Genomic DNA, 25,775 nt, shown 5'->3' on the forward strand with positions numbered 1-25,775 from the left:
TTCGCCATCAGCGAGCTGGGCAGTTTGGCGCGCTGGGTGCTCATGCTGCACAGGCTTCGCCGGCTCCCAGGATTTCCTCTTCAGACGGAAACTTCCCAATCCCCGCCAATCCCTCGGCCGCGCACTCCACGTACGCCCATCGCACGATGCCCGTGCGGTCGATCATGAACAGCCCCTTCAGCTGCGGCCATTGCCGCTCGACGTCGCCCTGGTCGGCGGGTGTAAACGCGTAGCCGTCCCGCTCCTGCAGCACCTTGCCCGCCTGCGCGATCGGCAGCGGCTCGGGCAGCTCGCCGGTGGGGTTGATGCGCACCGTCTCCATCGCTTCCAGCAAGGCCGGCGTGACCTCCGGCTTCGGGATGCCATAGGCACGATGGGTTGAGAGCGCGGGGTCAGCGGCCAGGTGCAGGCGCGTGGGCCTGAACTTGAAATAGAGGCGCGCGTTCTCCGGCGCAGTGGCCACCACCGCCAGGCTCTCGACGCCCATGGCCTTGAGCCGGCCCTCGAAGGCGCCGAGCTGCACCAGCTGCCTGCGGCAGAAGGGGCACCACAGGCCCAGCAGCAGCGACAGGAAGAGCGGGCTGCGTCCACGGTAGTCGTCGAGCGAGATGAGGCCGCTGCCGGCGATCGCCGGCAGGGCAAAGCCCGGCGCCAGCTCGCCGGGCGCCACGGGTTGCGTTGTGATGGCCATGATGGAGCGACTCCTTCCTGCAGTTCAGCATAGGAACGGAAGCACAACCAGCGCGTCGGGATCGAGGCCCGCCCGCTCGCAGGTGTCCTGGGCCAGCGCCATGTAGCGCTCGGCTTGCACGCCATCATCAACGTCGAGGTACAAGGTTGCAAGCCCTTCATAGCAGGGAAAAAGTAACTGAGGCTCGGCGCTCGTCTCGGCCAGGGCCAGCGCCTCCTGGTAATGGCGCAGCGCACGCGCCGATTCGCCGTGGCACTGGTAGATCTGGGCCAGCACCACCAGTGAGACGGCCAGGTGGTCCAGCTGGCCGGTGCTGCGGTCGATGCGGATGGCGGTGTTGGCCGCGTCCACGCCGCGCTCGTCGCAGCGGTTGGTGAGGGTGCAGTACGCCACCGCCAGGTTCGCCGACAGGCGCGACTCCAGGCCGAGGTCGCCGATGCGCCTGGCCGTCTGCAGGCCGCGCTCGCAGGCCTCGATGGCGCGCTGAGGGTCGCTGGAACTGTAGAGCACGCCCAGGTTCGACAGGGCTCGGCATTCGGCCTGGGGCAGATCCACCGCGCGAGCTACTGCGACGCTCCGCTCAAGCCGGTCGACGGCCTCGTCGAGCCGGTCCAGCCGGGCCAGGGCGACGCCCTGGATGTTGAGCGAGAGCGCGACCGCGGCACGCAGGTTGCGGCGCTCCTCCTCGTCGGCAGGCTGCTGCGCTTCGAGCGCCTCCAGGTGGGCGAGCGCGCGCCGGGTCCAGTCCAGCGCGCCGTGGTTGTCGGCGTTGCGGAAGTGCAGCTCGCCCATCTTCTGGTAGAGCCAGGCGCGCTCGATATGCGGGGCGGCGACGTCCATGAGCGCGAGGCCCGTCGCGAGGCATTGCTGGGCCTCGGCGCGTTCGCCGGACTCCCAGCGCAGGGCCGAGAGCTTGCGCAGCAGGCGGGCCTCGGCCACGCGGTCGCCGCTGTGCGACCGGCCTTCACGCGCGGCGCCCAGGTGCCGGGTGGCCTCGGCGATCCGGCCGGCGGGCGCGAGCACGTCGCCCAGGCGCTCGCGCACATCCAGGCGCTGGTCCTGCGTGCCGTCGCAGGCCTCCAGGGTGTCCAGCGCAAGCTGATAGTCGCGGATGGCGTCGGCATTGGCGTAGGCGCCGCGCGCCCAGTCACCGGCGGCGACCAGGTAGTGCGCGCCGCGCGCCTTGTCCGCGCCCAGGCGGAAGTGGTGGGCCAGGGCCTGCAGCGCCTCCAGCTGCCGGGGCGCGCCTCCGCACTGCGCCTCCAGCGCCTGGCCGATGCGGGTGTGCAGCTCGGTGCGCCGGCGCAGCAGCAGGCTCTGGTAGGCCACCTCCTGGAACAGGCCGTGGCGAAAGCGGAACTGGCGGCCGTCCGATGCCGGCACGACGGCGAGCAGGCCGGCATCGACCAGTCCGTCCAGCGCTTCCGACAGCGCCGGGGCAGCGCTCGCGACGGTACGCAACAGCGCCTCGGCGAAGCAGGGCCCGATCACCGCGGCCTCGCGCAGGGCCCGGCGCGCCGGGGCGGGCAGCCGGTCGATGCGGCCCAGCAGCAGCCCGTGGATGGTCGAGGGCACCTGCACTGCCGTCGCACGCGGGCTGAAGGTCCAGCCCTCCGCCTGACGCGACAGCAGGCCGTCGGCGATCAGCGCGCGTGCCATCTCCTCGAGGAAGAGCGGGTTGCCGCCGGCATGTTCGACGATGCGCTGGCGCAGCGCCGCGGGCAGCGCGCGTTGGGAGCTGCCGAACAGCGCATCAAGCATGGCCTCGCTGCAGCGCGCGGACAGGGGCTCGAGCCGCAGCACGGTCTGCGCAGCCGCGGCCTCGGCCCAGGCTTCGAGCGCGGGTGCCGGGCGCTGCGTCACCAGCAGCATGAAGGGCCGCTCGCGCAGCCGCTCCAGCAGGAAGTGCAACAGCTCGAGGGAGGCAGCATCGGTCCAGTGCAGGTCCTCGACGATCATCATCACCGCGCCCTGCTGTAGCCGGCGTTCCACCACCGCATACACGGCGGCAAAGATCTGCTGCTTGAGCTGCTCCGGGTCCAGGTAGCGGGTGTGCACATCCTCGCCCTCGAGGCCCAGCACGTAGCCGAGGAAGGCCGAGAGCTGCTGCGTCTCGGCCGCCTGCGCACCCAGGGCGGCCAGACCCGCTGCGACTTTCTGCCGCGCCACGCCGGGCGCGTCCTGCGCACTCAGGCCGTAGGCGTCGCGCAGCAGCGCTGCCGGCACGCCGTAGGCGCGCTCGCCGAGCGAGGAACAGGCGGCGCGGCGCACGGCGACGCCCTCCAGCCGGCCCTGGGCCGCGAGCTGCGCGAGGAACTCCGACAGCAGCCGGGTCTTGCCGGTGCCCGCCTCGGCCACGATGCGCAGCAGGTTGCTGTGGCCGGCACGCACCTGGTCGAAGCGCTCGTGCAGCAGTTGCAGCTCGGCGCCGCGCCCGATCAGCGTGCTGGCCAGCCCGTGCGCCTGCAGGCCGCGCGTCGGCCGAGGGGCCGGCAGCGCTTCCCCGAGGCGCCATGCCGCCATCGGCTGCGCCATGCCCTTGAGCGCCAGTTCGCCCACCGGCTCGAAACCGAAGGCATGCTGGGTCAGCAGCCAGGTCGCGCGGCTGACCAGGGTCTGGCCGGCGTCGGCCGCGCCCTGCAAACGCGCGGCAGCGTTCACCGTGTCGCCGGTGACGGCGTAGGCGCCGTCATCCTTCGATCCGAGCTGGCCCGCCACCACCGGCCCGGTGTGCACGCCGATGTGCAGGGCCAGCGGCCGGCCGAGGCGCGCCGCCCAGCGCCCGCTCAGCGCGCCGGCCTGGCGGTGCAGCAGCAGCGCCGCGTTCAGCGCGCGCTCCGGGTCCTCCTCGTGCGCCACGGGCGCGCCGAACACGGCCATCACCGCGTCGCCGACGAATTTCTCGACGAAGCCGTCGAAGCGCCGGATCGTGTCGGCCATCAGCGCGAAGAGCTCGGTCTGCAGCGCGCGCAACTCCTCGGCGTCCACCGTTTCGGCCAGCGCGGTGAAGCCCGACAGGTCGGCGAACAGCACGGTGACCATGCGGCGATCCGATTCGGGTTCGGGTTCAGGCTCGGGCTCGGGCTCGGGGGCGAGAGGCGGGGCTGCGGCCAGCCGGGTGCCGCACCTCGGGCAGAAGGCGAATGTGCGGTCGACATCGAATCCGCAGGCGGAGCAGGCCATGGCCAGGCCATGGTACTGCGGGGCCCCGGCGCGTGGCAGGGGGCGCGGCCTGCCCCCGGCGCGGATTCAGAGCAGTTCCTCGTTGACGAAGACGGAGACCACCGACAGGCGCAGCTGGGTGGTCCAGCTCAGGTTCGGCTCCTGCGCGAACACGACCGGCTCGGCACCGCCCTGGGCGATCCACCGCAGACTCTGGCCGCCGCCGTTGCTGCGGACTTCGTAGCTGCGGGGCTGGCGCTCGCCGCGCAGCAGGCTGGCCACCTGGCCGGCGAGCTCGGGGCTGTCGACGATCAGGCCCATCTCGGTGTTGCAGTGGGCCGAGCGGCGATCCATGTTCATGGAGCCGATGTAGAGCCAGCGCGCGTCCACCACCGCCACCTTGGCATGCAGGCGGCCGAGCGAACCGCGCAGTTCGCCGGCGGCGGCACGCGTGTCCTCGGCGCCGAGCATCAGCTCGTACAGCGAAACGCCCATGTCCAGCAGGGCGGTGCGATAGCGGGCATAGCCGACGTGCACCAGCGGCTCGTCGGTGGTGGCGAGCGAGTTGGTCATGACCGAGACGCGCACCCGGCCGTCGGTGGCCTGCTTCAAGACGGCCATCGTCCGGCGGCCGGGCACGAAATAGGGCGAGGCCAGCAGCACTTCGGAGCGGGCGGATTGCAGCAACTCGAGCTTACCGTTCATCACGGCGCCGTCGGTCAGGGAGGCATCACCACCGTTCGCCTTGGCGGGTGCGTCGGCAATCACGCGAACGCCGGCCATGTGCAGCGCGAGGCGGCCGCTCGCCAGCTGGGTGCCGACGCTGCTCTGGCCGAGCGGGTCGCGCGTCGCCACCGGCAGCTCGGCGGCGTCGGCCTGCTGCACGGCAGCGTCGAACTGATGGCGGGCCGCCTCGGGCGTGAGCGAAGGGTCGACCAGGCGCTGGATCGGGTAGGCCTGCTCGCTGTTCCAGTAGCCGTCGAACACGGCCGACAGGGCCTGCACCGCGGGGCCGGCCACCAGCATGTCCATGTCGATGAAGTTGGCGGGGCCGCTGCGGTCGAAGTATTCGTTGGCGATGTTGCGGCCACCGGTGACGGCGATCGCGTTGTCGGCCACCAACAGCTTGTTGTGCATGCGCCGGTTGATGCGCGAGAACTGGTGCGCCGAGAACAGCACACGCGCGGCAACGCCGCCATCGCGCACCGGCAGCGGGTTGAACATGCGCAGCTCGACGTTGGGGCGGGCGGCCAGGCCGGCCAGCAGCGCGTCCTCGCCGGCGGCATGCAGGTCGTCCACCAGCAGGCGCACGCGCACGCCGCGCGCGGCGGCCGCGGCCAGCTCGCGCAGGAACTGGCGGCCGGATGCGTCATCGGCGATCTGGTAGTACTGCGCATCGATGCTCTTCTGGGCGGCGCGGGCCAGGGCGATGCGGGCCTCGAAGGCCTGGTCGCCGGCCGGAAGCAGGCGCAAGCCGGACTGTTGTTCGCCATCGGCGGGCATGGAGGCGGCGGCCACGGCCGCCAGGCGGGTGTCGGCCACGTCGGTGCGGGCTTGCGAGACAGGCCGCTGCCCGGCGTCCGGCAGGCTGGCGCAGCCCACCAGCATCCCGGCCAGGACAAGCACGAAGGCCGCCGCCGCCAGCCGCAGATCGACCCGGGCCTGGCCCAGCGCGATCAGCCGCAGGCCGAGGCAGTGGGCGATCAGCAGAGGGCTGCGGGTGAAAGAGGCGGTCATGGCGGGCTCCATCTGGCTTGGGGGGCCGGCGAAATCGACTCGCGCAGGCCATGACTCAAATCTAGACAGAGCCCTCTTTTTTCTCGATGAAGCAGTGCGCAGCGCCGATGTGAACTGCGTCACACCGGCGCGGGCGCGGCCGATAATCGTTCGTCGCAACGGAGGGCCTCATGAATGCCGACGCCGAAGACCGCCTGCCCCAGCACCTGCTCGACGCCATCGCGCCACGCGGCCTGACGCGCGCGTTTCCCTCCAACGCGATCCTGATCAACGAGGGCGACAACACCGACTCGCTCTACATCCTTCTCCGCGGCCGGGTGAAGATCTATGCCAGCTCGGACGAGGGCCGGGAGCTGGTGCTCGCCGAACACGGGCCGGGCGAGTATTTCGGCGAGCTCTCGATCGACGGCGCGCCGCGCTCGGCCTCCATCAAGGTGCTGCAGGCCTGCACCTGCCGCGTGATCCAGGGTTCGGAGTTGCGCCAGTTCCTGTCGGATCATCCCGACTTCGCCATGCACCTGACCCACAAGCTGATCCGCACCGTGCGGCGCCTGACCGAACAGGTGCGCAGCCTGGCGCTGCAGGACGTCTATGGCCGCATGGTGCGCGTGCTGATGGAGCTGTCCGAGCCGGAGGGCCCCGAGCGCGTGCTGCGCCACAAGCTGACGCAACAAGACATCGCCGACCGCGTCGGCTCCTCGCGCGAAATGGTCAACCGGGTGATGAAGGAGCTGAGCGCCGGCGACTACATCGGGCAGCGGGATGGCCGGCTGGTGATCCTGCGCAAGCTGCCGGCGGCCTGGTAGGCCGGCGTGGCCGCGGCGGGCGGGCGACCCGCTGTCATCTCCGCACGCTCGAAAGAGAATAATCGCCGCCTGGCAAGAGCTTTCCGGATTCGATTTCTTGAAGCACCTCTCTTCAATCGAGGATCACCACGCTGATGCGAAACCCATTCTTTGATCCGCAGACCCACGACGCCGACTGGGTGCGCACGGCCTTCAGCGACATCGGCGATGCGCAGCGGCGCATCGATGCGCTGCTGCAATGACGCCCCCCGGCCTCTCACGCCGATATGTCTTGTTGGCCGCGCTGGCGGCCCCCGCGGCCTGGGCGTTGCCGCCGCGCACGCTCGCATTCCCGCGCGACTTCGGCAGCCACCCCGAACTGCGCACCGAGTGGTGGTACATCACCGGCCATGCGGCCACGGGCACGCGCAGCTTCGGCTTCCAGGTGACATTCTTCCGCTCGCGCGTCGACGAGACACAGGGCATGCGCTCGGCCTTTGCGGCGAAGCAGCTCGTCTTTGCGCACGCCGCCGTGACCGACCTGGCTGGCGGCAAGCTGCTGCATGACCAGCGCATTGCGCGCGCCGGCATGGGCGTCGCCGAGGCCTCTGAAACCGACACCCGTGTGCTGCTGCGCGACTGGTCGCTCGACCGCCGGGCCGACGGCTACCACGCGCGCATACCGGCCGGCGAGTTCACGCTCGACCTGCACTTTGCGCCGACGCAGCCGGTGCTGCTGCAGGGCAGCGCCGGCCTCTCGCGCAAGGGGCCGGACGAAGCGCAGGCCAGCTACTACTACAGCGAGCCGCAGCTTGCCGCCAGCGGCCGGCTCACGCTGCGCGGCCAGGCCTTCGAGGTGCGCGGCACCGCCTGGCTCGACCATGAATGGAGCGACGCGTTGCTGCACCCCGAAGCGGTCGGCTGGGACTGGATCGGCATGAACCTCGCCGACGGCAGCGCGCTCACCGCCTTTCACCTGCGCCGCAAGAGCGGCGGCGCGCTCTGGGGCGGCGGCTCGTTCCGCACGGCCGATGGCACGCTTCGCGCGTTCGCGCCGGGCGAAGTCGTGTTCGAGCCGGGGCGTGTGTGGAAGAGTCCCACCAGCCAGGCCGCCTACCCGGTCGAATGGCGGCTGCAGACGCCGGCCGGCCGCTTCACGGTGAAGGCGTTGCTCGACGACCAGGAACTCGACAGCCGCGGCTCGACCGGCGCGATCTACTGGGAGGGCTTGAGCGAACTGCTCGATGCCAGCGGCAAGCCGGTCGGCCGCGGCTATCTCGAGATGACGGGCTACGCGCAGCCGCTCAGGCTGTAGCGCCCTGCGTGTTCACGTACAGCGCGTAGAGCGACTGGCTCGCCGCCATGAACAGCCGGTTGCGCGCGCGGCCGCCGAAGCACAGGTTGGCGCAGCGCTCGGGCAAGGCGATGCGGCCGATCGGCGTGGCGTCGGGCGCGAACACGCTCACGCCGTCGTGGCCCTCGCCGGTGCCCCAGCCGGCCCAGAGATTGCCGTCCATGTCGCAGCGAAATCCATCGGGCTGGCCGCCGTCGACCGCCTCGAAGAACACGCGGTCGTTGACGAGCCGTTCGCCATCGTCGGCCAGATCGAACACGCGGATGCGGCGCGGCTCCGCACCCGACTCGACCACATAGAGACGGCGTTCGTCGGGCGAGAAGCACAGCCCGTTGGGCCGGTTCACCGCACTGCTGGCGACGGTCGCCTTGCCCGTCCTGCCGTCGACGCGGTAGATGTTGGTCGGCAGCTCCTGCTCGGCCGCGAAGCCTTCGTAATGGCCGAGGATGCCGAACGGCGGGTCGGTGAACCAGATCGAGTCGTCGGACTTCACCACGATGTCGTTCGGCGAATTGAGGCGCTTGCCGTCGAAGCCGTCGCAGATCACCGTGATGCGGCCGTCATACTCGGTGCGCGTCACGCGCCGCGTGCCGTGCTCGCAGCTCAGCAACCGGCCCTGGCGGTCGCGCGTGTGGCCGTTGGCGAAGTTGGAGGACTGGCGGAACGTGCTGACCGCGCCGCTGGCCTCATCCCAGCGCAACACGCGGTCGTTGGGAATGTCGCTCCACAGCAGGCCGCGCTGGTCCCCGAACCAGACCGGCCCCTCGGCCCAGCGAAAGCCGGTGGCCAGCCGCTCGACCGCGGCATTGAACATGAGGTACGGCGCAAAGCGCGGATCGAGCACCTCGAAGGCCGGATCAGGGTAGCGCGATGCGGGCTGCCACATCAGGCTTCCTTACCGCGCCGTCGGTCGATGAAGGCGATGATTTCGCCCATGATGCCCTTGCGGAATGCCAGCACGCAGATCACGAAGATCAGCCCCGTGACCATGGTGACCGACTCGCCCAGCGTGTTGAACCAGTCGATCGACGTGACGCGCGCCAGGAAGTTGCCGAGGTCGCCGATCTTGTTCTCGAGAAGCACGACCATGGCCGAACCGACCAGCGGCCCCGAGAGCGTACCCAGGCCGCCGACCAGCGTCATCAGGATGACCTGGCCCGACGCGGTCCAGTGCACGTCTGACAGCGACGCAAAGCCGAGCACCAGTGTCTTGAGCGAGCCGGCCAGGCCCGACAGCGCGGCCGAGATCACGAAGGCCAGCAGCTTGAAGCGGTTGACGTCGTAGCCCAGCGAGATCGCACGCGGCTCGTTCTCCTTGATGCCCTTGAGCACCTGCCCGAACGGCGAATGCACAGTGCGTGCGATCAGCAGGAAGGCCGCGACCACGACCACCAGCGCCACGTAGTACATGGTGAGGTCATTGCGCAGGTCGATCAGGCCGAACAGTTTGCCGCGCGGCACGCTCTGCAGGCCGTCTTCACCGCCCGTGAACGGCGCCTGCAGCGCGACGAAATACATCATCTGCGCGAGCGCCAGCGTGATCATCGAAAAGTAGATGCCCTGGCGGCGGATCGCGAGCCAGCCGAACACCAGCCCCAGCGCCGCGCCGAACAGCGTGCCGGCGAGCAGGCCGATTTCAGGCGTCAGGCCCCAGATCTTGATGACATGGCCGGTTACGTAAGCCGAGCCGCCCAGAAAGGCGGCATGGCCGAACGACAGCATGCCGGTGTAGCCCAGCAGCAAGTTGAAGGCACAGGCGAACAGCGCGAAGCACATCACCTTCATCACGAACACGGGATAAAAACCCATGAACGGCGCGGCGACCAGCGCCAGCAGCAACGCCCCATAAACGACCAGCGATATTTTCTTCATTGACTTCAATTCCAGAGGACCGCCGCGCACGGCCGCCCGAAGCGGCCGATCCGCCCCCGGCAGGGGGTTGGCGTAGCGACACGAAGTGCGCGAAGACTGGGGGCGAGCATCATTTTTCGCTGCCGAACAGACCGGCGGGGCGGAGGAGGAGCACCACCACCATGATTGCGAAGACCACAGTGGACGAAGCCTCGGGATAGAACACCTTGGTCAGACCCTCGATCACGCCGAGGCCGAGGCCGGTCAGGATGGCGCCCATGATCGAGCCCATGCCGCCGATCACGACCACCGCGAAGACGATGATGATGAGGTTCTGCCCCATCAGCGGCGAAATCTGGATCACCGGCGCGGCGAGCACACCGGCGAACGCGGCCAGCGCAACGCCGAAGCCGTAGGTCAGCGTCACCATCAGCGGCACGTTGATGCCGAAGGCCTCGACCAGCCGCGGGTTCTCGGTGCCGGCGCGCAGATAGGCACCCAAACGCGTTTTCTCGATCGCATACCAGGTGGCGAAGCAGACGACCAGCGAGGCCACCACCACCCAGGCGCGGTAGTTCGGCAGGAACATGAAACCCAGATTGGTGCCGCCGCTGAGTGCTTCGGGCGCGCTGTAGGCCAGGCCCGAGACACCATAGACGGAACGGAAGCCGCCCTCGATCAACAGCGTCAGGCCGAGCGTGAGCAACAGGCCATAGAGATGGTCGAGCTTGTAGATCCAGCGCAGCAGCAGCCGCTCGATCAGGACGCCGAACACGCCCACGATCAGCGGCGCCACCGCCAGCATCACCCAGTAGTTGACGTTGAAGTAGTTCATCGCCATCCACGACAGGATCGCCCCCATCATGAACAGCGCGCCGTGCGCGAAGTTGATGACGTTGAGCAAGCCGAAGATCACCGCCAGCCCGAGGCTCAGGATCGCGTAGAACGACCCGTTGACCAGCCCCAGCAGGAGCTGGCTCAACAGGGCAGGCATTGAAATGTTCATCGTGGAAACGAGGTTCAGAAAAGCGGCAATGACTTCGCGCAGGGGCCGCCGCGCACGGCCGCCCGAAGCGGCCGGCCCGCCCCCCGGTCAGGGGGGTTGGCGAAGCGACACGCAGTGCGCAAAGACTGGGGGGCGAGCAACAGTTACTTCCAGAGAGCGCAGGTGCTCTCTTCTTTGGAGGTGTAGACCTGATCGCCCGGCACCTTCTTGATGATCTTCAGCAGATCCCACGGGCCTTTGGATTCCGACGGCTTCTTCACTTCGGCCAGCAGCATGTCGTGCACCATGCGGCCATCGGCACGGATCACGCCCTTGGCATAGAAGTCGTTGATCGGCGTTTTCTTGAGTTGCGCCATCACCTTGTCGGCGTCGGTCGACTTCACGGCCTCGACCGCCTTCAGGTAGGCCATGGTTGCCGAGTAGTCGGCGGCCTGGATGTCGGTCGGCTTGTTCTTGGTCTTGGCCTCGTAGCGGGCGGCCCACTTGCGCGATTCGTCGTCGGTGTCCCAATACCAGCTGGTGGTGTGCAGCAGGCCCTGGGTGGCTTGCAGGCCCAGGCTCTTCACGTCGGTCAGGAACACCAGCAGGCCGGCGATCTTCATGGTCTTGTCGATGCCGAATTCCTTGGAGGCCTTCATCGAGTTGATGAAGTCGCCGCCGGCATTGGCCAGGCCCAGCACCTGCGCCTTGGAGTTCTGCGCCTGCAGCAGGAAGGACGAGAAGTCCGACGCATTGAGCGGCGCCTTGACGCCGCCCACCACGGTGCCGCCCTTGGCCTTTACCACCTTGGCGGTGTCGGCTTCGAGCGCGTGGCCGAAGGCGTAGTCGGCCGTCAGGAAGAACCAGGTCTTGCCGCCGGTGTCGACCACCGCGCCGCCGGTGCTCTTGGCCAGCGCGACGGTGTCGTAGGCGTAGTGCACGGTGTAGGGGCTGCACTGCGCGTTGGTCAGCGCCGAGGTGGCCGCGCCGTTGGTGAAGAACACGCGCTTCTTTTCCTGCGCCACCTTGGCCGTGGCCAGCGCCACGCCCGAGTTGGTGCCGGCAAAAATCATCGTGGCGCCTGCGGTGTCGATCCACTCGCGCGCCTTCGAAGCGGCGATGTCGGGCTTGTTCTGATGGTCGACGCTCAGGATCTCGACCGGCTGGCCGAGCACCTTGCCGCCCATGTCGTCGATCGCCATCTGGATGGCGGTCTGGCCGCCCTTGCCTTCCAGGTCGCCGTAGAGGCCCGAGAGGTCGCTGATGTACCCGATGACGACCTTTTCTTGCGCCTGCGCCGCGTGGCTGGCAAGGCCTGCGGCCGCGAGCATGAGGGCGATGGCTTTGAGTTGTGTTTGCATGATGTCTCCTGGGGTGGGTTGACGATTCAACGGGGAAAACGGGGTGCGCGGCGCTAGACGCCGAGCAGTTCGCTGAGCACGGGCATCTTGGCTTCCAGGTCTTTCGCGGCGAAGGCCTCGACCATGCGGCCGTGCTCCATCACGTAGAAGCGGTCGGCCAGCGGCGCTGCGAAGCGGAAGTTCTGCTCGACCATCACGATGGTGTAGCCCTTGCTGCGCAAGGTGTGGATCATGCGGGCCAGCGCCTGCACGATCACGGGCGCAAGGCCTTCGGAGATCTCGTCGAGCAGCAGCAGCCTGGCGCCGGTGCGCAGGATGCGCGCGACCGCGAGCATCTGCTGCTCGCCGCCCGACAGCCGGGTGCCCTGGCTGTTGCGGCGCTCGGCCAGGTTGGGAAACATGGCGTAGATCTCGTCGACCGACATGCCCTTGTCGGGGCCCTTGAGTGCCGGCGGCAGCATCAGGTTTTCTTCGGCCGACAAGCTCGCAAAAATGCCGCGCTCTTCGGGGCAGTAGCCGATGCCGAGGTGCGCGATGCGGTGCGTCGCCATGCCGATGGTTTCGGTGCCGTGCACCTTGATGCTGCCCTTGCGGCTGCCGGTGAGGCCGAGCACGGCACGCATCGTAGTGGTGCGCCCTGCCCCGTTTCGGCCCAGCAGCGTGACGACTTCGCCGGGCTGCACGACCATGTCGACGCCATGCAGCACGTGCGACTCGCCGTACCAGGCGTGCAAGTCTTTGATTTCGAGCGCGGGGACGGCCATCAATGTGCCCCTTGAAGTTGCCCGTCGGTGGTGCCCATGTAGGCCTCCATCACCAGCGGGTTGTTCGACACCTGCTCGTACGGCCCCTCGGCCAGCACCGCGCCGCGTTGCAGCACCGTGATGGTGTCGGCGATGGTCGACACCACGCTCATGTTGTGCTCCACCATCAGGATGGTGCGGCCAACCGAAACGCGCTTGATGAGTTCGGCCACACGGTGCACGTCTTCATGGCCCATGCCCTGCGTGGGCTCGTCGAGCAGCATCAGCTCGGGCGCCATCGCGAGTGTGGTGGCGATCTCGAGCGCACGCTTGCGGCCGTAGGGCAGGTTCACGGTCTGCTCGTCGGCGAGGTCTTCAAGGCCGACTTCGGCCAGCAGTTCGCGCGCACGCGCATCGAGCGGTTTGAGCGACTTTTCGCTCTTCCAGAAGTGGTACGAGGTCCCGAGTGCGCGCTGCAATCCGAGCCGCACGTTCTCGAGCAGCGTGAGATGCGGAAAAACGGCCGAGATCTGGAACGAGCGGATGATGCCGCGCCGCGCGATCTGGGCCGGGCGCTCGCTGGTGATGTCCTGCCCGTTGAACAGGATCGTGCCGGAGGTCGGCTCGAGAAACTTGGTGAGCAGGTTGAAGCAGGTGGTCTTGCCTGCACCGTTGGGGCCGATCAGCGCATGGATCGAACCGCGCTGAACCGCCAGATCGACCTTGCTGACCGCAGTGAAGCCCTTGAATTCCTTGGTGAGCTGGCGTGTTTCGAGAATGATGTCGCTCATCTCGCGCGGTCGCCGGGGTTCTGGCAGGAAGTGTCGGTCATGCAGTTGGTCTGTGCGCGCCCTGATTGGGCGCGGACGGATGTTAGGCGCGCCCTGATGCCCTTCCTACTGGGGCAAATGCCTATGCTGCAGTGCAACCTTGGCGCGTTCAGTGCGCGCCGGCTGCAGCATCGCCGCCTGCGCCACCTTTCGCGGGCCGCGCCAGCCAGACCAGCGGTATCAACAGGATGAACAGCAGCGCCGAGCCATAGAACAGATCGTTGGAGGCCAGCATGAAGGCCTGCTGGTCGACCAGCCGATTGAGTTGCCCCAGCACCTGTTCGGCACTGAGCCCGCTGCTGCCGAGTCCGGCGATGGCACTGTTGGCCGCCGCGCTGCCCGTGTTGACCGACTCGACCAACTGCGCATGGTGCAGCGCCGCGCGGTTCTCCCAGAGCGTGGTGGCGATCGAGGTACCCATGGCACCTGCGGTGATGCGCAGGAAATTCGACAGGCCCGAGGCCGCCGGGATGCGGTCGGGCGTGAGGCCCGACAGCGTGATCGTCACCAGCGGGATGAAGAAGAATGCCATCGCCACGCCCTGGATCACGGTCGGGATCATGATCGTCCAGAAGTCGGCCTGGGTGTTGAAATTGGAGCGCATCCACAGCACAAGCGCGAACACCAGGAACGAGAACGTCGCGTAGCGGCGCGGGTCGATCTTGCCCACCGTGAGGCCGACGATCGGCGAGAAGAAGATCGCCAGCAGCCCGACCGGCGCCATGATCATGCCGGCCTGTGTCGCGGTGTAGCCCATCCATTGCTGCAGCCACAGCGGCAGGATCACCACGTTGCCAAAGAACAGGCCATAGGCCACGGCGGTCGCGAATGCGCCCGACCAGAAGTTGCGGCGCTTGAACAGAGAAAGATCCACCACCGGGTGTTTCTCGGTGAGCTCCCAGATCAGGAAGAACGCGAAGGCAACCACCGCCACCACGGCCAGCGCGAGAATCTGCGCCGAGTGGAACCAGTCGAGTTCCTTGCCCTTGTCGAGCATGAGCTGCAGCGAGCCGACCCAGAGCACCAGCAGCGCGAGGCCGATGGAATCGATCGGCACCTTGTGCTTTGCGCTGTCGCGCCTGCGGTAGAGCGCCCAGGTGATCGCGGCGGCGACGATGCCGACAGGGATGTTGATGTAGAAAATCCATGGCCACGAGATGTTGTCGGTGATCCAGCCGCCCAGCAGCGGCCCCATGACGGGCGCGACCAGCGTGGTCATCGACCACATGGCCATGGCGAGCCCGGCCTTGGCGCGTGGATAGCTCGACAGCAGCAGCGTCTGCGACAGCGGGATCATGGGCCCGGCCACGAAGCCCTGCAGCGCGCGGAACAGGATCAGCGTCGTCATGTTCGGCGCGAGGCCGCACAGCAGCGAAGTGATCATGAACAGGATCACGCTCGCCATGAACAGGCGCACCTGCCCGAAGCGTTGCGTCATGAAGCCGGTGAGCGGCACGGCGATCGCGTTCGCAACCGCAAAACTCGTGATGACCCAGGTGCCCTGCGTCGAACTGACGCCGAGGTCACCGGAGATCGCGGGCAGCGACACATTCGCGATCGACGTGTCGAGCACGTTCATGAAAGTCGCCGCCGAGAGCGCGACGGTGCCCCACACGCGCGCCGCGCCTTCGAGTGGCGCGTGGACGATGTGGGCGGGAGCGGCAGTGGCCATGGAAAGGCTGCGGCCTCAGGTCAGCTGCGGTGGGCGGACATGGCCACAGCAGCCGAAGGCGATCCATTCGCCAGCGGGGGCGTGGCTGCCGCGCCGGGGGCGGCGGCCGGTGCCGTGGGGCTGGCCGGTCGCTTGGCCGTGGGGGTAGCGCCGCTTAGGTTGGCAGCGATGATGCCGTTCACCACGGCGTCGGCGCCGTGGTCGAGCGAGCTGTAGACCGCGGTCTGCGTGAGCGCGCTCGCGCGCGGTGCGTCGGCGAGCATCTTGCCGTCCTTGTTCTTGACGTCGATTTCGGCGTCCATCGACAGACCGACGCGCAACGGACTGGCCTTGAGCTGCTCGGCATCCAGCGCGATGCGCACCGGCACGCGCTGCACCACCTTGATCCAGTTGCCGGTGGCGTTCTGTGCAGGCAGCAACGCGAAAGCGGCGCCGGTGCCGATACCGAGGCCGGCGACCTTGCCGTCGTACTCCACCTTCTTGCCGTACAGGTCGGCGGTGAGTTTGACCGGTTGCCCGATGCGGATGTTGCGCAGCTGCACTTCCTTGAAGTTGGCATCGACCCAGAGCTGGTTGAGCGGCACGATCGACATCATCGGCGTGCCGGCCGTGACGCGCTGGCCGAGCTGGACGGTGCGCTTGGCCACGTAGCCGTCCACCGGCGCGGGCATCGCGACGCGCTGGGTCGCGAGATAAGCCTCGCGCACCTTGGCGGCGGCGGCCTGCACGCTCGGGTGCTCGGCAATGCTGGTGCCCTCGGTCAACGACTGGTTGCTCACCAATTGCTCGCGCGCGGCCGCCACGCCGGCCTGTGCCGCGGCCAGCTGGCTGCGGGCATTGGACAGTGCGGTTTCAGAATGGCTCAGTTCTTCTTTCGACACGGCGCCGTTGCCGGTGAGCGCCTGGCGGCGCTTCAGGTCGTCTTGGGCGCGGGCGATGTCACTCTGGGCGCGCACGATGTCGGCCTGCTTCAGCGTGACCTGAGCCGCCAGCGAGCCGTTGTTGGCATAGAGCGTGCGCACCTGGCGCACCGACTGCGCGAGTGCGGCCTCGGATTGTTCGAACGCGACCCTGGCATCGGCCGGATCGAGCTGCACCAGGGGTTGGCCGGCCTTGACGAAGTCGGTGTCGTCGGCGCCGATGGCCATCACGGTGCCGCCGATCTGCGGCGTGATCTGGATCACGTTGCCCTGCACGTAGGCGTTGTCAGTGTCTTCGTAGTGGCTGGCAACCAGCCACTCGTACAGACCCCAGCCGCCACCGGCGACGATCACGACGGCCGCGAGTGCGGTCAAGGCCTTGCGCCGCTTGCCGTTCGGTGCAGCTTCAACAACTTCGGCTTGCGCGGCGGGGGCGCCGGGATTGACGGTATCGGTCATGGTTTGTTCACTCTCGGAATGAGGGGGCGATGGGATCAATGCGGCCTGGGCGCAGCGAGTGCGGCGGTGCTCGTCGAGCCCGGGGTGGGCTGCCAGCCGCCACCGAGTGCGCGCGCGAGCCCTACCTGGGTGTCGAGCGCGCGTGCGGCGAGGTCGACGGCCTGGCGGCGTTGCGCCAGCACCGTGGTCTCGGCGCTCAGCACGTTGAGATAGTTGCCGAGGCCGGCGCTGTAGCGCTGGCGGGCGATATCCCAGGCGCTCTCGGCCGCGGACTGCGCTTCACGCTGCTGCGCCTGCTGACGGCCGATCGACTGGGCCGAGGCGACCTGGTCGGCCACGTCGCGCACGGCGTCGAGCACGCTGGCGTTGTAGCTCTGGATCGCGGCATCGAGATCGGCCGATTTGCCGCGCAGATTGGCGCGCAGCTTGCCGCCTTCGAAGATCGGCAACCGGATCGCGGGGCCAATGCCCCACTGCTGGCTGCCCGACTTCAACAAGGTGTCGAAACCGATCGCCTGGAAGCCGGCGAAGGCCACCAGGTTGATGTTCGGATAGAACTGGGTTCGCGCATTGGCCACGTCCTGCGTGGCCGCCTCGACGCGCCAGCGCGCGGCCGCGATGTCGGCGCGGCGACCCAGCAGGTCGGCCGGCAGGACGGATCGCAGCGCGATCGGTTGCAGCATCGCGAGCACCGGTGGCTTGAGGCTGGTGCTGGCGTCCGGCTGGCCGACCAGCGCGTCGAGCGCATGCCGGGCGATGGCGATCTGTTCGTTCAGTGCTTCGATCTGTTGCCGCGCTTCCGGCAAGCCGCCCTCGCTCTGGCGCAGCTCGAGCCGCGTGTCGAGGCCGGCCGAGACGCGGTCGCGAACCAGGCGCAAGGTTTCGTCGCGCTGCGCCAGCGTGCGCTGGGCCACGGCGAGCTGGTCATCAAGCCGGGCCCACTGCAGGTAGCCGCGCGCCACGTTGCTGGCAAGCAGCACGCGCGCCGCATCCGCATCGGCGGCGGCCGCGTTGGCAGTGCCGAGCGCCGCATTGAGCGCCGAGCGGTTCTTGCCGAAAAAATCGATCTCCCAGCTGCCGTTGAGCTGCAGCGTGCCGGTCTCCTGAATCGAGCCTCCGAGCGGCGAGGGATAGATGTAGTTCTCGCTGAACTTCTGGCGCGTGAGATCGAGCGAACCGTTGAGTTGCGGCTTGTCGGCGGCCGCGGCGATATCACTCGCGGCCCGTGCCCGCGCAAGACGGGCCTGCGCCACCTGCAGGTTCGGGTTGCCCTGCACCGCCTGGTCGATCAGGCCGTTGAGCTGGCTGTCGCCGAAGGCCAGCCACCATTGGCTGTCGATCGCACTCGCGGGCGCGGCAGCCGGGTCGGCCGCGAGGCCGAGCGAAGCCGCGTCGCGCATCTGTGCCTGCGAGCCGATGTTGCCCATGTCGGCGCAACCGGCCAGCAGCAGCGCGAGAGCGCCCACTGCCACGGCAGTGCCACGGCGCACTAAGGAAAAACCAGAAAAATCAGGAAGAGGAAGCATCATTTTTTTCTCCACGGGCCTGCAGGGCCTGCGCGTTGTCGAGAATGCGGCGCAGGTAGCTCTTGAACTGCTCCCACTCCTCCCGGCTGAAGCCCGCAAGGTGTTCGTTCTGCACGCGGCAGAGCAAATGGGGCACCTGTTCGGCGGCCGCCCGCCCTTCGTCGGTCAGCTCGATGTTCACCACGCGCCGGTCGGCCAGTGAACGCACGCGGCGGCAAAGACCTTTGGCTTCGAGACGATCGAGCAGTCGCGTCATGGCACCGGTGTCGAGCTGACATTCGCGCGCGAGTTCCGCAACGGTAGTCGCCGTGCCCATCTGCAGTTTGTGCAGGGGGATCCACTGCGGGTAGGTCGGGCTGCCGGGTTCGGACATCTGCAGCTCCACCGCCTGACTGACTGCAGTGAGGATGCGCCGCATCATGTAACCGACGCTCTCTTCGGCACGGTAGTTCTCGGCCCGATAGAAGTCAGGCACGGATTCGGCGACTTCGGCGCTGCGCCGGCTGCGGGGGCGTGCATTGCGATCTGTCATGCCTGAAATATTAATTGCCGAGGCAGTAATTGTCAAGGCTGCCTTTGTAGAAGGCAACCGTTCAGTAGAATGGGCGGCAAATGGCCGATACCGCTGCGTCTTCTTCTCCCGCGAAAGGTTCGCCCCAATCGCTTTCGGGGCTGAGCCCCTTTCTGCGCCCCTACCGTCTCCAGATCGCGCTGGCCGCACTGTTCCTGGTGCTGGCCGCGATCACCACCCTGCTCTTTCCACTGGCGTTGCGCAGCCTGATCGACGGCGGGCTCGTGTCGTCCGACAAGGGCGCGCAGACCATGGCATTGCGGGAGCATTTCCTCGCGCTGTTCGGCGTGGCGGTGGCGCTGGGGCTTTTTTCAGCGGCGCGCTTCTACACAGTCAGCTGGCTCGGCGAACGCGTCACCGCCAACCTGCGCAATGCGGTCTATGCACACGTCTTGCGGCAGAGCCCGGCCTTCTTCGAAACCACCCAGACCGGCGAGGTGCTGTCGCGCCTGACGGCCGACACCACGCTGGTGCAAACGGTGGTCGGCTCTTCACTCAGCATGGGGCTTCGCAACGCGGTGATGGGCGTCGGCGCGCTGGCCATGCTGGTGTGGACAAACCCGTACGTGATGACCCAGGTGCTGCTGATCCTGGTGCTGGTGGTGCTGCCGAGCATGTGGTTCGGGCGCCGCGTGCGCAAACTCTCGCGCGCCAGCCAGGATCGCGTGGCCGACTCGAGTGCCATCGCTGCCGAGGTGCTCAACGCGATTCCGGTGGTGCAAAGCTACACCGCCGAAGCGCGTGAATCGGCGCGCTTCGATGCATCGACGCAGCAGGCATTCCAGACCGCAGTGCGGCGAACCAAGGCCCGCTCGGTGCTCGTGGCTTTCATCATCATCGCGACTTCGGCCGCCCTGCTCTGGGGCCTGTATCAGGGCACGCAGGCGGTGCTGCGGGGCGACATCACGGCGGGTCACCTCGGCCAGACCGTGGTGTACGTGATCATTCTCGCGAGTGCCGCCGCCGTGCTCGGCGAGGTCTATGGCGATCTGCTGCGGGCGGCCGGCGCCACCGAGCGGCTGATGGAACTGCTGCACGCGCAGTCGGCCATTGTTTCGCCCTCCAATCCGACGGCAGCGTCCGTACCGCCTGCCGGAAGCGCCATCCGCCTTGAAGCGATCACCTTCCACTATCCGTCACGGCCACTGACTCCCGCACTGCGCGATTTCAGCCTGCAGGTCGCGCCTGGCGAGACGGTGGCACTGGTCGGCTCCAGCGGCGCCGGCAAGAGCACGGTGTTCCAGTTGCTGCTGCGCTACTACGACCCCCAGTCGGGCCGCATCCTGCTGGACGGCACCCCATTGGCCAGCCTGTCGCTCGAGCAATTGCGCGATCGCATCGGGCTGGTGCCACAGGATGCGGTGATCTTTTCGACCAGTGCACTCGAGAACATCCGCTACGGCCGGCCGGAGGCGACCGATGCCGAGGTGCACGAAGCGGCGCACGCGGCCTTTGCGGACGACTTCCTGAAGGCATTGCCCGAGGGCTACGGCACCTTTCTGGGCGAGCGCGGCGTGCGTTTGTCCGGCGGTCAACGCCAGCGCATTGCGATCGCACGGGCCATGCTCAAGAACCCCCCGCTGCTGCTGCTCGACGAAGCCACCAGCGCACTCGACGCCGAGAGCGAGCGCATGGTGCAGGCAGCGCTCGAGTCGGCGATGGAAGGCCGCACGACGCTCGTGATTGCGCACCGCCTCGCCACGGTTCAAAAGGCCGACCGGATCATCGTGCTCGACCATGGCGGCATCGTCGAACAAGGCACGCACGCGACGCTGGTCGCGCAGGGCGGCGTGTATGCCCGCCTGGCCGCGCTGCAGTTCGCGGCTTGACTCTCTTGCAAGGACCTTCGGTCTAAACCGCGTCCCTGGTATTACAAATTGACAAATGCACACACCATGGATGCAAATGCAAACCCTCGTATCCAAAGGTAGCGAGTCGATCTAATATCGGCTTCCCTTTCGAGCGAAGTCAGATTCTGGTCAGTGTTTTCGTGGTTCACCGACGCCGGCCGTCATTGGATGGCCGCATTCTCGATGCGCATTGGGGAAGCTGAAGCTTCAACCAGCAGAGGAGTGACGATGCCAGTGCGAAGCAAAGCCGACTTTCTTGTCTTTGGCTCGCCAATGATCGAGGAAGACGTGATCGACGAGGTCGAGGCGGTCATGCGATCAGGCTGGCTCGGCACCGGCCCGCGGGTGGCCCGGTTCGAGCGAGACTTTGCGGCCTACCGCGGCGCGCAGCACGCGGTGGCGCTGAATTCGTGTTCCGCAGCCATCCATCTGTCTTTGCTGGCTGCCGGCGTCGGCCCCGGCGACGAAGTGATCACCACGCCACTGACCTTCTGCGCCACGGCCAACGCCATCATCCACGTCGGGGCGAGGCCAGTATTGGCGGACATCGACCCGGATACATTGAACATCGATCCGGCGCAGGTGCGGGCCAAGCTCTCGGATCGCACCCGGGCGATCATCCCGGTACATTTTGGCGGGCGGCCCTGCGAAATGAATGAACTGCTGGCGATCGCGCAACAACACGACCTCAAGGTGATCGAGGATTGTGCGCATGCGATTGAAACCGAGTACCACGGCCACAACGCCGGCACCATGGGGGACTTTGGCTGCTTCTCCTTCTACGTGACCAAGAACATCGTTACCGGTGAAGGTGGCATGGTGTTCGCACGCAAGGAAGAAGACGCGGCCCGCATCAAGGTGTTGGGGCTTCACGGCATGAGCAAGGACGCCTGGAAGCGCTTCGGCGATGAGGGCTACAAGCACTACTACGTGGTCGCGGCCGGGTTCAAGTACAACATGATGGATCTGCAGGCTGCGATCGGCCTGAAGCAGTTGGAGCGCGTCGAGGTTTACTGGCGACGGCGCGAGGCGATCTGGGCGCGCTACACCGCCGAGTTTGCGGATCTCCCGCTCGTGCTGCCCCCTGCGCCTGCGCCCGACACGCGCCATGCCTATCACCTGTTCACCGTGCAAGTCGACGAGTGCGCCTGCGGCATCTCGCGCGACGACTTTCTCGATGCCATGACGGCGCAGGGCATCGGCGTCGGGGTGCACTACCTGGCGCTCAACGAGCACCCGTACTACCAGCAAGCCTACGGCTGGCACCCCGACGACACGCCCCACGCGCGACGCGTCGGACGGCGAACCGTTTCTCTGCCGATATCGGCCAAGTTGAGCGACCGGGATGTGGGCGACGTCATCGACGCAGTGCGAAGGGTGCTGGCAAAGCAACCGGAACTGATTCCGTCGACCGCGTGCTGATCTCGATCCTCATCCCGGCCTATGCGCGGCCGGAGCAACTTGCCGAGGCGCTGGCCAGCGTCGCAATGCAAGATCGCACACTGATCGGCGAGATCGTCATCGGCGACGACAGCCCCCGCGAATACTGGGATCGCAATCGGGCTGTCATCGGAGCCAGTGGCCTGGCGGATCTGATCGAGTACCTGCCGAGCGAGCCGTCGAAGGGCACCTATCCCAACCAGTGGTTTCTGGGCGCGCGGGCCAGGTGCGACCACCTGCTGTTTCTGCACAACGACGATCAACTCTGCCCGAACGGGCTGCACCTGTTGGCGAGCGCCTGTGCCGGCGAGACCGACTCGCGCGTAAAGCTGTGGTTCGGGGGCAACCTGATCATGGACGAAACGGGACAGGTCGATGCAAAGCGCACCTCCGAAAATGACTTGAAATACGGCAAGGATGGCCCTGCGCGGGCCCAGCCCCTGTGGCAATGGTGTCTGACGGAATCGGTGCCGCCCAATTCGTTCCTGATTACCAAGGAAACCTATGTCCGGTACATGCAGGGGCCACGCGACGGCAATGTCGGCGATTGGGGGCTTTCGGTGCGCCTCGCCAACAGCGGGGCGTGGGGGCGCTTCGTGGGGGAATATGTTTCGGCCTATCGCGTGCAGCCAGGATCCGTCACGACCGCCGGACGCGGCATGGATGTGCACAGGTTCTACGAACTTGCCGAGCAACTCGTGGTGCCCGCGGATGCGGTGGCACAAAAGCGGCAACGGTTCTCGGGCATGGCGACTGTCGCGACACTTCGCTATGCACGAGACGGCGAGCGGCTCCATGCGTGGCGGTGCTTTCTATCGCCGAACTGGACCTGGCGGCAGCGTTTCTCCGCGCGGGGCCTTGCGACCATCGGGGTGCTTCTGGCACCCCGGATTTTCTGGGCATGGGCGCTGCGCTTCCACTGACGAACCGTGGCGCCAATCCGCCAGCCGGCATCCGCCTGGCTACTGCAGCGTTTCCTTGAGGGCGGCTGGCACTGGCAGCGGCATCACCGCGATACCCTCATCGACCAGCGCCTCGGCCTGCTCGCGCGTCGCCTGGCCACGGATGCCGCGCTCGGCCGCTTCGCCGTAGTGAATCCGGCGCGCCTCGTCGGCAAAACGGTCGCCGACATCTTCGGTCTGAGCCATCACCTCGCGCACCGCACGCAGCCATCGCGCCTCCAGCGACGTGCCCGCCGGCGGCTGGGGCGGCGCCGCCTCGGGCGGCCTGGCATTGCCAAGATTGAGGCGCGGTGCGCTCAGCAGCTTGGTGACGCGGGTGTCGCTGCAGACCGGGCACGCGACGAGACCGCCGGCCAACTGCGTTTCGAACGCATCGTTGGACGCAAACCAGCCTTCAAAGCCGTGGCCGTGCGCGCATTGGAGGTTGAGAACCTTCATGCGCCGATTATCAGGCCGCGTCTATGGGGGCGGCAGGGCGCCAGTCGAGTGTCCACGCGCCCGACAGGACGTTCTGAAGCCAGAGCGTGCAGGTCAGGGTCTTGGCATCGGTGACGGTGCCGTTGCGGCACCAGTCGAGCAAGTCGTCGGGCGTTGCCGTGAAGACGTCGAGAAACTCGCCGTGGTCGAGCTGACGCGTGCCGAGCTCCAGGCCACGCGCAAAGTAAACATGAATGATCTCGGTCGAATAGGCCACCGCAAGGTGCATCGCGCCGGCGTGGGCCCACTCGCGCGCACGGTAGCCGGTTTCTTCGAGCAGTTCGCGCTGGCCGCAAAGCAACGGGTCTTCCCCGGCATCGAGCTTGCCCGCCGGAAATTCCGTCATGACGTGACCGACCGGGTAGCGGAACTGCCGCTCGAGCACGACGCGCCCATCGTCGAGCAGCGGCACCACCACGACCGCGCCCGGATGAACGACGTATTCGCGCGTGGCGCTGTGGCCGTCGGGCAGGCGAACGGTGTCGCGCCTGGCATGCAGGAAGTTGCCCTTGACCAGCAACTCGCTGGCCGTGGCCTCTTCCCTCAGGTGTGATTCAGGCATGGCTGGCTCTCCGGTGTTTGAGCAAGTAGCGCCAGGTGAAACCGGGGAACGCGAGCACCAGGAACAGCGCTCCTGTCACCGCATAGAACTCCCAGCCCTGCGGGGCGATCTGCCCGACGCGCCGCTCGAACAGCAACCCTACCCCGCCCGCCACGAAATACAGAAACACCAGTTCCGCCAGGCGCATGGCAAGCGGCTTGCTGCGCGAGCGCAGCGGCACCAGGGCGAGCAGGCGTTCGTTGACGAACGGCAGGTTGGCCGCGATCAGCGCAACCAGCAGCACGAACCAGACTGACGCGGTTTGCGACACGTCGGATCAATTGGCCAGCGTGGCCACGATCGCATCGGCGCAGAGCGTCATGAGGCCGCCCGGCACGATGCCGAGGATCAGGATCATCGCGCCATTGAGGCTGAGCACGGTGCGCACGTCCCGGGGTGCCGAAACCGTTGTGGCGGTGACCGGTGCGTCGAAGTACATGACCTTCACCACGCGCAGGTAGTAGAACGCGCCGACCAGCGACATCATTACCGCGAAAACTGCAATACCGATGTAGAGCGCCTGGCCGGAAGCAATGAGCGCCTGGAGCACTGCCAGCTTGGCGTAGAACCCGACCAGCGGCGGCAGCCCGGCCAGCGAAAACATCGCGATCGCCATCACGCCGGCATAGAGCGGGCTGCGCTGGTTGAGGCCGGCGAGATCGACGATCTCCTCGCTTTCGAAGCCCTCGCGCGCCAGCAGCAGGATGATGCCGAAGCTTGCGAGCGTGGTCAGCACATAGCTCACGATGTAGAACATCGAGGCGCTGTAGGCGAACTGGGCGTTGTAGGTGTTGCCGTTGACCACGCCGGCAACCAGGCCGAGCAGCATGAAGCCCATCTGCGAGATGGTCGAATAGGCCAGCATGCGCTTGAGATTGCTCTGCGCAATGGCCGCCAGGTTGCCGATCAGCAGCGAGGCCACGGCCAGCACCGCCAGCATCTGCTGCCAGTCGATGGCGAGCGGCAAAAGCCCCTCGACCAGCAGGCGAATGATGATCGCAAAGGCAGCGAGTTCGGGTGCGGCGCCAATCAACAGCGTCACGGCCGTCGGCGCGCCCTGGTACACGTCAGGCACCCACATGTGGAACGGCGCAGCGCCAACCTTGAACGCCAGGCCGGAAACGATGAACACCAGGCCGAACACCAGAACCTGGTGATCGACCTTGCGGCTCGCGATGGCCTTGTAGACCTCGTTGATGTCGAGAGAGCCGGTGGCACCGTACATCATCGACATGCCGTATAGGAGGAAGCCGCTCGCCATCGCGCCGAGCACGAAGTACTTCATCGCCGCTTCGCTGGCGATCGCGTTGTCGCGCCGCAGCGCCACCAGTGCGTAGCTCGACAGGGTGAGCAGTTCGAGGCCAAGGTAGATCAGCAGAAAATTGGCGCCCGACATCATCACGAACATGCCGAGCAAGGCGAACATGCTGAGGGTGAAGATCTCGCCGCCACGCAACATGCCGCGATCGGCCGCATAGGGCCGGCCATAGACCAGTGTCACCATCAACGCGACCGTGGCGAAACACTTGAGCCAGTTGCCCATCGGGTCGCTGACCACCATGCCGCCGAAGCCGTAGGCAGTCTTGCCGCCGTTCGCATTGAGCGCCGTGAGAAAAGCCACCACGGCGAGCGTCAGCAGCGTCAGCACATAGGTGCGAGTGCGCCGGGGGCTCGGGTCGGACAGATCCACCAGGGCAATCAGGCAGGCCATGACCAGCAACACGATCTCGGGGTAGATCGTCATCCAGCTGAGTTTGTCAATCATCTCGTTCTCTTGTTCAGCGATGCCGGTCGGCGC

22 protein-coding genes are annotated in these 25,775 nt (G+C 67.1%); 5 read left to right on the forward strand and 17 right to left on the reverse strand.

The genetic code is table 11. The features are described from left to right. Window positions 1-40 precede the first annotated feature (40 nt). The 3 genes from ACSFA8_RS21235 to ACSFA8_RS21245 form a co-directional block, all read right to left on the reverse strand. Window positions 41-691 carry a redoxin domain-containing protein gene (locus ACSFA8_RS21235; RefSeq protein ID WP_435481455.1) on the reverse strand — a complete coding sequence of 217 codons (651 nt, stop codon included), beginning with the start codon at window positions 689-691 and terminating at the stop codon, window positions 41-43. Between the two features lie 24 nt (window positions 692-715). Then, the gene (locus ACSFA8_RS21240) at window positions 716-3,874 is read right to left on the reverse strand and encodes an adenylate/guanylate cyclase domain-containing protein (RefSeq protein WP_435481456.1); all 3,159 of its coding nucleotides are present in this window, start codon (window positions 3,872-3,874) and stop codon (window positions 716-718) included. Window positions 3,875-3,940: 66 nt separating this feature from the next. Continuing rightward, window positions 3,941-5,590, reverse strand: coding sequence for a phospholipase D-like domain-containing protein (locus tag ACSFA8_RS21245; RefSeq protein WP_435481457.1), 1,650 nt, complete (start codon window positions 5,588-5,590; stop codon window positions 3,941-3,943). A gap of 170 nt (window positions 5,591-5,760) precedes the next feature. Here ACSFA8_RS21245 and ACSFA8_RS21250 point away from each other — a divergent pair, with 170 nt between their 5' ends. Continuing rightward, the gene (locus ACSFA8_RS21250; RefSeq protein ID WP_435481458.1) at window positions 5,761-6,396 is read left to right on the forward strand and encodes a Crp/Fnr family transcriptional regulator; all 636 of its coding nucleotides are present in this window, start codon (window positions 5,761-5,763) and stop codon (window positions 6,394-6,396) included. A 238-nt stretch (window positions 6,397-6,634) separates the two neighbouring features. Then, window positions 6,635-7,690: a lipocalin-like domain-containing protein gene (locus tag ACSFA8_RS21255; protein WP_435481459.1), complete on the forward strand. Its 1,056-nt coding sequence runs from the start codon at window positions 6,635-6,637 to the stop codon at window positions 7,688-7,690. Here ACSFA8_RS21255 and ACSFA8_RS21260 read toward each other — a convergent pair. The 10 genes from ACSFA8_RS21260 to ACSFA8_RS21305 form a co-directional block, all read right to left on the reverse strand. Beyond that, the gene (locus ACSFA8_RS21260) at window positions 7,680-8,615 is read right to left on the reverse strand and encodes an SMP-30/gluconolactonase/LRE family protein (protein ID WP_435481460.1); all 936 of its coding nucleotides are present in this window, start codon (window positions 8,613-8,615) and stop codon (window positions 7,680-7,682) included. The two genes, ACSFA8_RS21255 and ACSFA8_RS21260, sit on opposite strands and share 11 nt — an antisense overlap. Beyond that, window positions 8,615-9,601, reverse strand: coding sequence for a branched-chain amino acid ABC transporter permease (locus tag ACSFA8_RS21265; protein ID WP_435481461.1), 987 nt, complete (start codon window positions 9,599-9,601; stop codon window positions 8,615-8,617). Before ACSFA8_RS21265 ends, ACSFA8_RS21260 begins: the two co-directional genes overlap by 1 nt. Window positions 9,602-9,710: 109 nt before the next feature. After that, window positions 9,711-10,586 carry a branched-chain amino acid ABC transporter permease gene (locus ACSFA8_RS21270; RefSeq protein WP_435481462.1) on the reverse strand — a complete coding sequence of 292 codons (876 nt, stop codon included), beginning with the start codon at window positions 10,584-10,586 and terminating at the stop codon, window positions 9,711-9,713. 143 nt (window positions 10,587-10,729) lie between these two features. Further along, window positions 10,730-11,926, reverse strand: coding sequence for an ABC transporter substrate-binding protein (locus ACSFA8_RS21275; RefSeq protein WP_435481463.1), 1,197 nt, complete (start codon window positions 11,924-11,926; stop codon window positions 10,730-10,732). A gap of 53 nt (window positions 11,927-11,979) precedes the next feature. Then, on the reverse strand, window positions 11,980-12,690 hold the full coding sequence (locus ACSFA8_RS21280) for an ABC transporter ATP-binding protein (protein ID WP_435481464.1): 711 nt from the start codon (window positions 12,688-12,690) through the stop codon (window positions 11,980-11,982). Then, a complete protein-coding gene (locus ACSFA8_RS21285; protein WP_435481465.1) occupies window positions 12,690-13,460 on the reverse strand; it encodes an ABC transporter ATP-binding protein in 771 nt (256 codons plus the stop codon). Before ACSFA8_RS21285 ends, ACSFA8_RS21280 begins: the two co-directional genes overlap by 1 nt. 148 nt (window positions 13,461-13,608) lie before the next feature. Next, entirely contained in the window at window positions 13,609-15,171 is a 1,563-nt protein-coding gene (locus ACSFA8_RS21290; RefSeq protein WP_435481466.1) for a DHA2 family efflux MFS transporter permease subunit, read from the reverse strand. A 20-nt stretch (window positions 15,172-15,191) separates the two neighbouring features. Beyond that, complete coding sequence (locus ACSFA8_RS21295; protein ID WP_435481467.1) at window positions 15,192-16,550, reverse strand: HlyD family efflux transporter periplasmic adaptor subunit; 1,359 nt, start codon at window positions 16,548-16,550, stop codon at window positions 15,192-15,194. A gap of 35 nt (window positions 16,551-16,585) precedes the next feature. After that, window positions 16,586-18,076 carry an efflux transporter outer membrane subunit gene (locus ACSFA8_RS21300; RefSeq protein WP_435481512.1) on the reverse strand — a complete coding sequence of 497 codons (1,491 nt, stop codon included), beginning with the start codon at window positions 18,074-18,076 and terminating at the stop codon, window positions 16,586-16,588. Next, window positions 18,060-18,608, reverse strand: coding sequence for a MarR family winged helix-turn-helix transcriptional regulator (locus ACSFA8_RS21305; protein ID WP_435481468.1), 549 nt, complete (start codon window positions 18,606-18,608; stop codon window positions 18,060-18,062). The genes ACSFA8_RS21300 and ACSFA8_RS21305 overlap by 17 nt, the downstream gene beginning before the upstream one ends. 80 nt (window positions 18,609-18,688) lie before the next feature. Between ACSFA8_RS21305 and ACSFA8_RS21310 the strand changes: the two genes are divergently transcribed. From ACSFA8_RS21310 to ACSFA8_RS21320, 3 genes are all read left to right on the forward strand, one after another. Further along, window positions 18,689-20,476 (forward strand): ABC transporter transmembrane domain-containing protein, encoded by a 1,788-nt coding sequence (locus ACSFA8_RS21310; protein ID WP_435481469.1) that lies wholly within the window; start codon window positions 18,689-18,691, stop codon window positions 20,474-20,476. A 249-nt stretch (window positions 20,477-20,725) separates the two neighbouring features. Continuing rightward, the gene (locus ACSFA8_RS21315) at window positions 20,726-21,919 is read left to right on the forward strand and encodes a DegT/DnrJ/EryC1/StrS family aminotransferase (protein ID WP_435481470.1); all 1,194 of its coding nucleotides are present in this window, start codon (window positions 20,726-20,728) and stop codon (window positions 21,917-21,919) included. Then, window positions 21,913-22,860: a glycosyltransferase family 2 protein gene (locus ACSFA8_RS21320; RefSeq protein ID WP_435481471.1), complete on the forward strand. Its 948-nt coding sequence runs from the start codon at window positions 21,913-21,915 to the stop codon at window positions 22,858-22,860. Before ACSFA8_RS21315 ends, ACSFA8_RS21320 begins: the two co-directional genes overlap by 7 nt. 39 nt (window positions 22,861-22,899) lie before the next feature. On the opposite strand, the gene ACSFA8_RS21325 is transcribed toward ACSFA8_RS21320, so the two are convergent. Genes ACSFA8_RS21325 through nuoN form a run of 4 tightly spaced genes read right to left on the reverse strand, consistent with a single transcriptional unit; the run spans window position 22,900 to window position 25,742 of the window. Then, window positions 22,900-23,337, reverse strand: a complete 438-nt coding sequence (locus ACSFA8_RS21325; protein ID WP_435481472.1) for a DUF1178 family protein — start codon at window positions 23,335-23,337, stop codon at window positions 22,900-22,902. A gap of 10 nt (window positions 23,338-23,347) precedes the next feature. Further along, window positions 23,348-23,938 (reverse strand): NUDIX domain-containing protein, encoded by a 591-nt coding sequence (locus ACSFA8_RS21330; RefSeq protein ID WP_435481473.1) that lies wholly within the window; start codon window positions 23,936-23,938, stop codon window positions 23,348-23,350. After that, entirely contained in the window at window positions 23,931-24,248 is a 318-nt protein-coding gene (locus tag ACSFA8_RS21335; protein WP_435481474.1) for a DUF2818 family protein, read from the reverse strand. Before ACSFA8_RS21335 ends, ACSFA8_RS21330 begins: the two co-directional genes overlap by 8 nt. A gap of 6 nt (window positions 24,249-24,254) precedes the next feature. Beyond that, window positions 24,255-25,742, reverse strand: coding sequence for an NADH-quinone oxidoreductase subunit NuoN (nuoN, locus tag ACSFA8_RS21340; protein ID WP_435481475.1), 1,488 nt, complete (start codon window positions 25,740-25,742; stop codon window positions 24,255-24,257). Window positions 25,743-25,775 lie beyond the last annotated feature (33 nt).

The sequence above is a fragment of the Variovorax nitratireducens genome, assembly GCF_051216545.1.
Lineage (GTDB): Bacteria > Pseudomonadota > Gammaproteobacteria > Burkholderiales > Burkholderiaceae_C > Variovorax.

Bases quoted from the DNA above. Each gene is read 5' to 3' on its own strand.
- ACSFA8_RS21240 (WP_435481456.1), bottom strand. From the start codon at position 3,874: ATGGCCTGCTCCGCCTGCGGATTCGATGTCGACCGCACATTCGCCTTC.
- nuoN (WP_435481475.1), bottom strand. From the start codon at position 25,742: ATGATTGACAAACTCAGCTGGATGACGATCTACCCCGAGATCGTGTTG.
- ACSFA8_RS21305 (WP_435481468.1), bottom strand. From the start codon at position 18,608: ATGACAGATCGCAATGCACGCCCCCGCAGCCGGCGCAGCGCCGAAGTC.
- ACSFA8_RS21245 (WP_435481457.1), bottom strand. From the start codon at position 5,590: ATGACCGCCTCTTTCACCCGCAGCCCTCTGCTGATCGCCCACTGCCTC.
- ACSFA8_RS21290 (WP_435481466.1), bottom strand. From the start codon at position 15,171: ATGGCCACTGCCGCTCCCGCCCACATCGTCCACGCGCCACTCGAAGGC.
- ACSFA8_RS21275 (WP_435481463.1), bottom strand. From the start codon at position 11,926: ATGCAAACACAACTCAAAGCCATCGCCCTCATGCTCGCGGCCGCAGGC.
- ACSFA8_RS21270 (WP_435481462.1), bottom strand. From the start codon at position 10,586: ATGAACATTTCAATGCCTGCCCTGTTGAGCCAGCTCCTGCTGGGGCTG.
- ACSFA8_RS21300 (WP_435481512.1), bottom strand. From the start codon at position 18,076: ATGCTTCCTCTTCCTGATTTTTCTGGTTTTTCCTTAGTGCGCCGTGGC.
- ACSFA8_RS21295 (WP_435481467.1), bottom strand. From the start codon at position 16,550: ATGACCGATACCGTCAATCCCGGCGCCCCCGCCGCGCAAGCCGAAGTT.
- ACSFA8_RS21280 (WP_435481464.1), bottom strand. From the start codon at position 12,690: ATGGCCGTCCCCGCGCTCGAAATCAAAGACTTGCACGCCTGGTACGGC.
- ACSFA8_RS21310 (WP_435481469.1), top strand. From the start codon at position 18,689: ATGGCCGATACCGCTGCGTCTTCTTCTCCCGCGAAAGGTTCGCCCCAA.
- ACSFA8_RS21325 (WP_435481472.1), bottom strand. From the start codon at position 23,337: ATGAAGGTTCTCAACCTCCAATGCGCGCACGGCCACGGCTTTGAAGGC.
- ACSFA8_RS21265 (WP_435481461.1), bottom strand. From the start codon at position 9,601: ATGAAGAAAATATCGCTGGTCGTTTATGGGGCGTTGCTGCTGGCGCTG.
- ACSFA8_RS21330 (WP_435481473.1), bottom strand. From the start codon at position 23,938: ATGCCTGAATCACACCTGAGGGAAGAGGCCACGGCCAGCGAGTTGCTG.
- ACSFA8_RS21285 (WP_435481465.1), bottom strand. From the start codon at position 13,460: ATGAGCGACATCATTCTCGAAACACGCCAGCTCACCAAGGAATTCAAG.
- ACSFA8_RS21260 (WP_435481460.1), bottom strand. From the start codon at position 8,615: ATGTGGCAGCCCGCATCGCGCTACCCTGATCCGGCCTTCGAGGTGCTC.
- ACSFA8_RS21315 (WP_435481470.1), top strand. From the start codon at position 20,726: ATGCCAGTGCGAAGCAAAGCCGACTTTCTTGTCTTTGGCTCGCCAATG.
- ACSFA8_RS21235 (WP_435481455.1), bottom strand. From the start codon at position 691: ATGGCCATCACAACGCAACCCGTGGCGCCCGGCGAGCTGGCGCCGGGC.
- ACSFA8_RS21250 (WP_435481458.1), top strand. From the start codon at position 5,761: ATGAATGCCGACGCCGAAGACCGCCTGCCCCAGCACCTGCTCGACGCC.
- ACSFA8_RS21255 (WP_435481459.1), top strand. From the start codon at position 6,635: ATGACGCCCCCCGGCCTCTCACGCCGATATGTCTTGTTGGCCGCGCTG.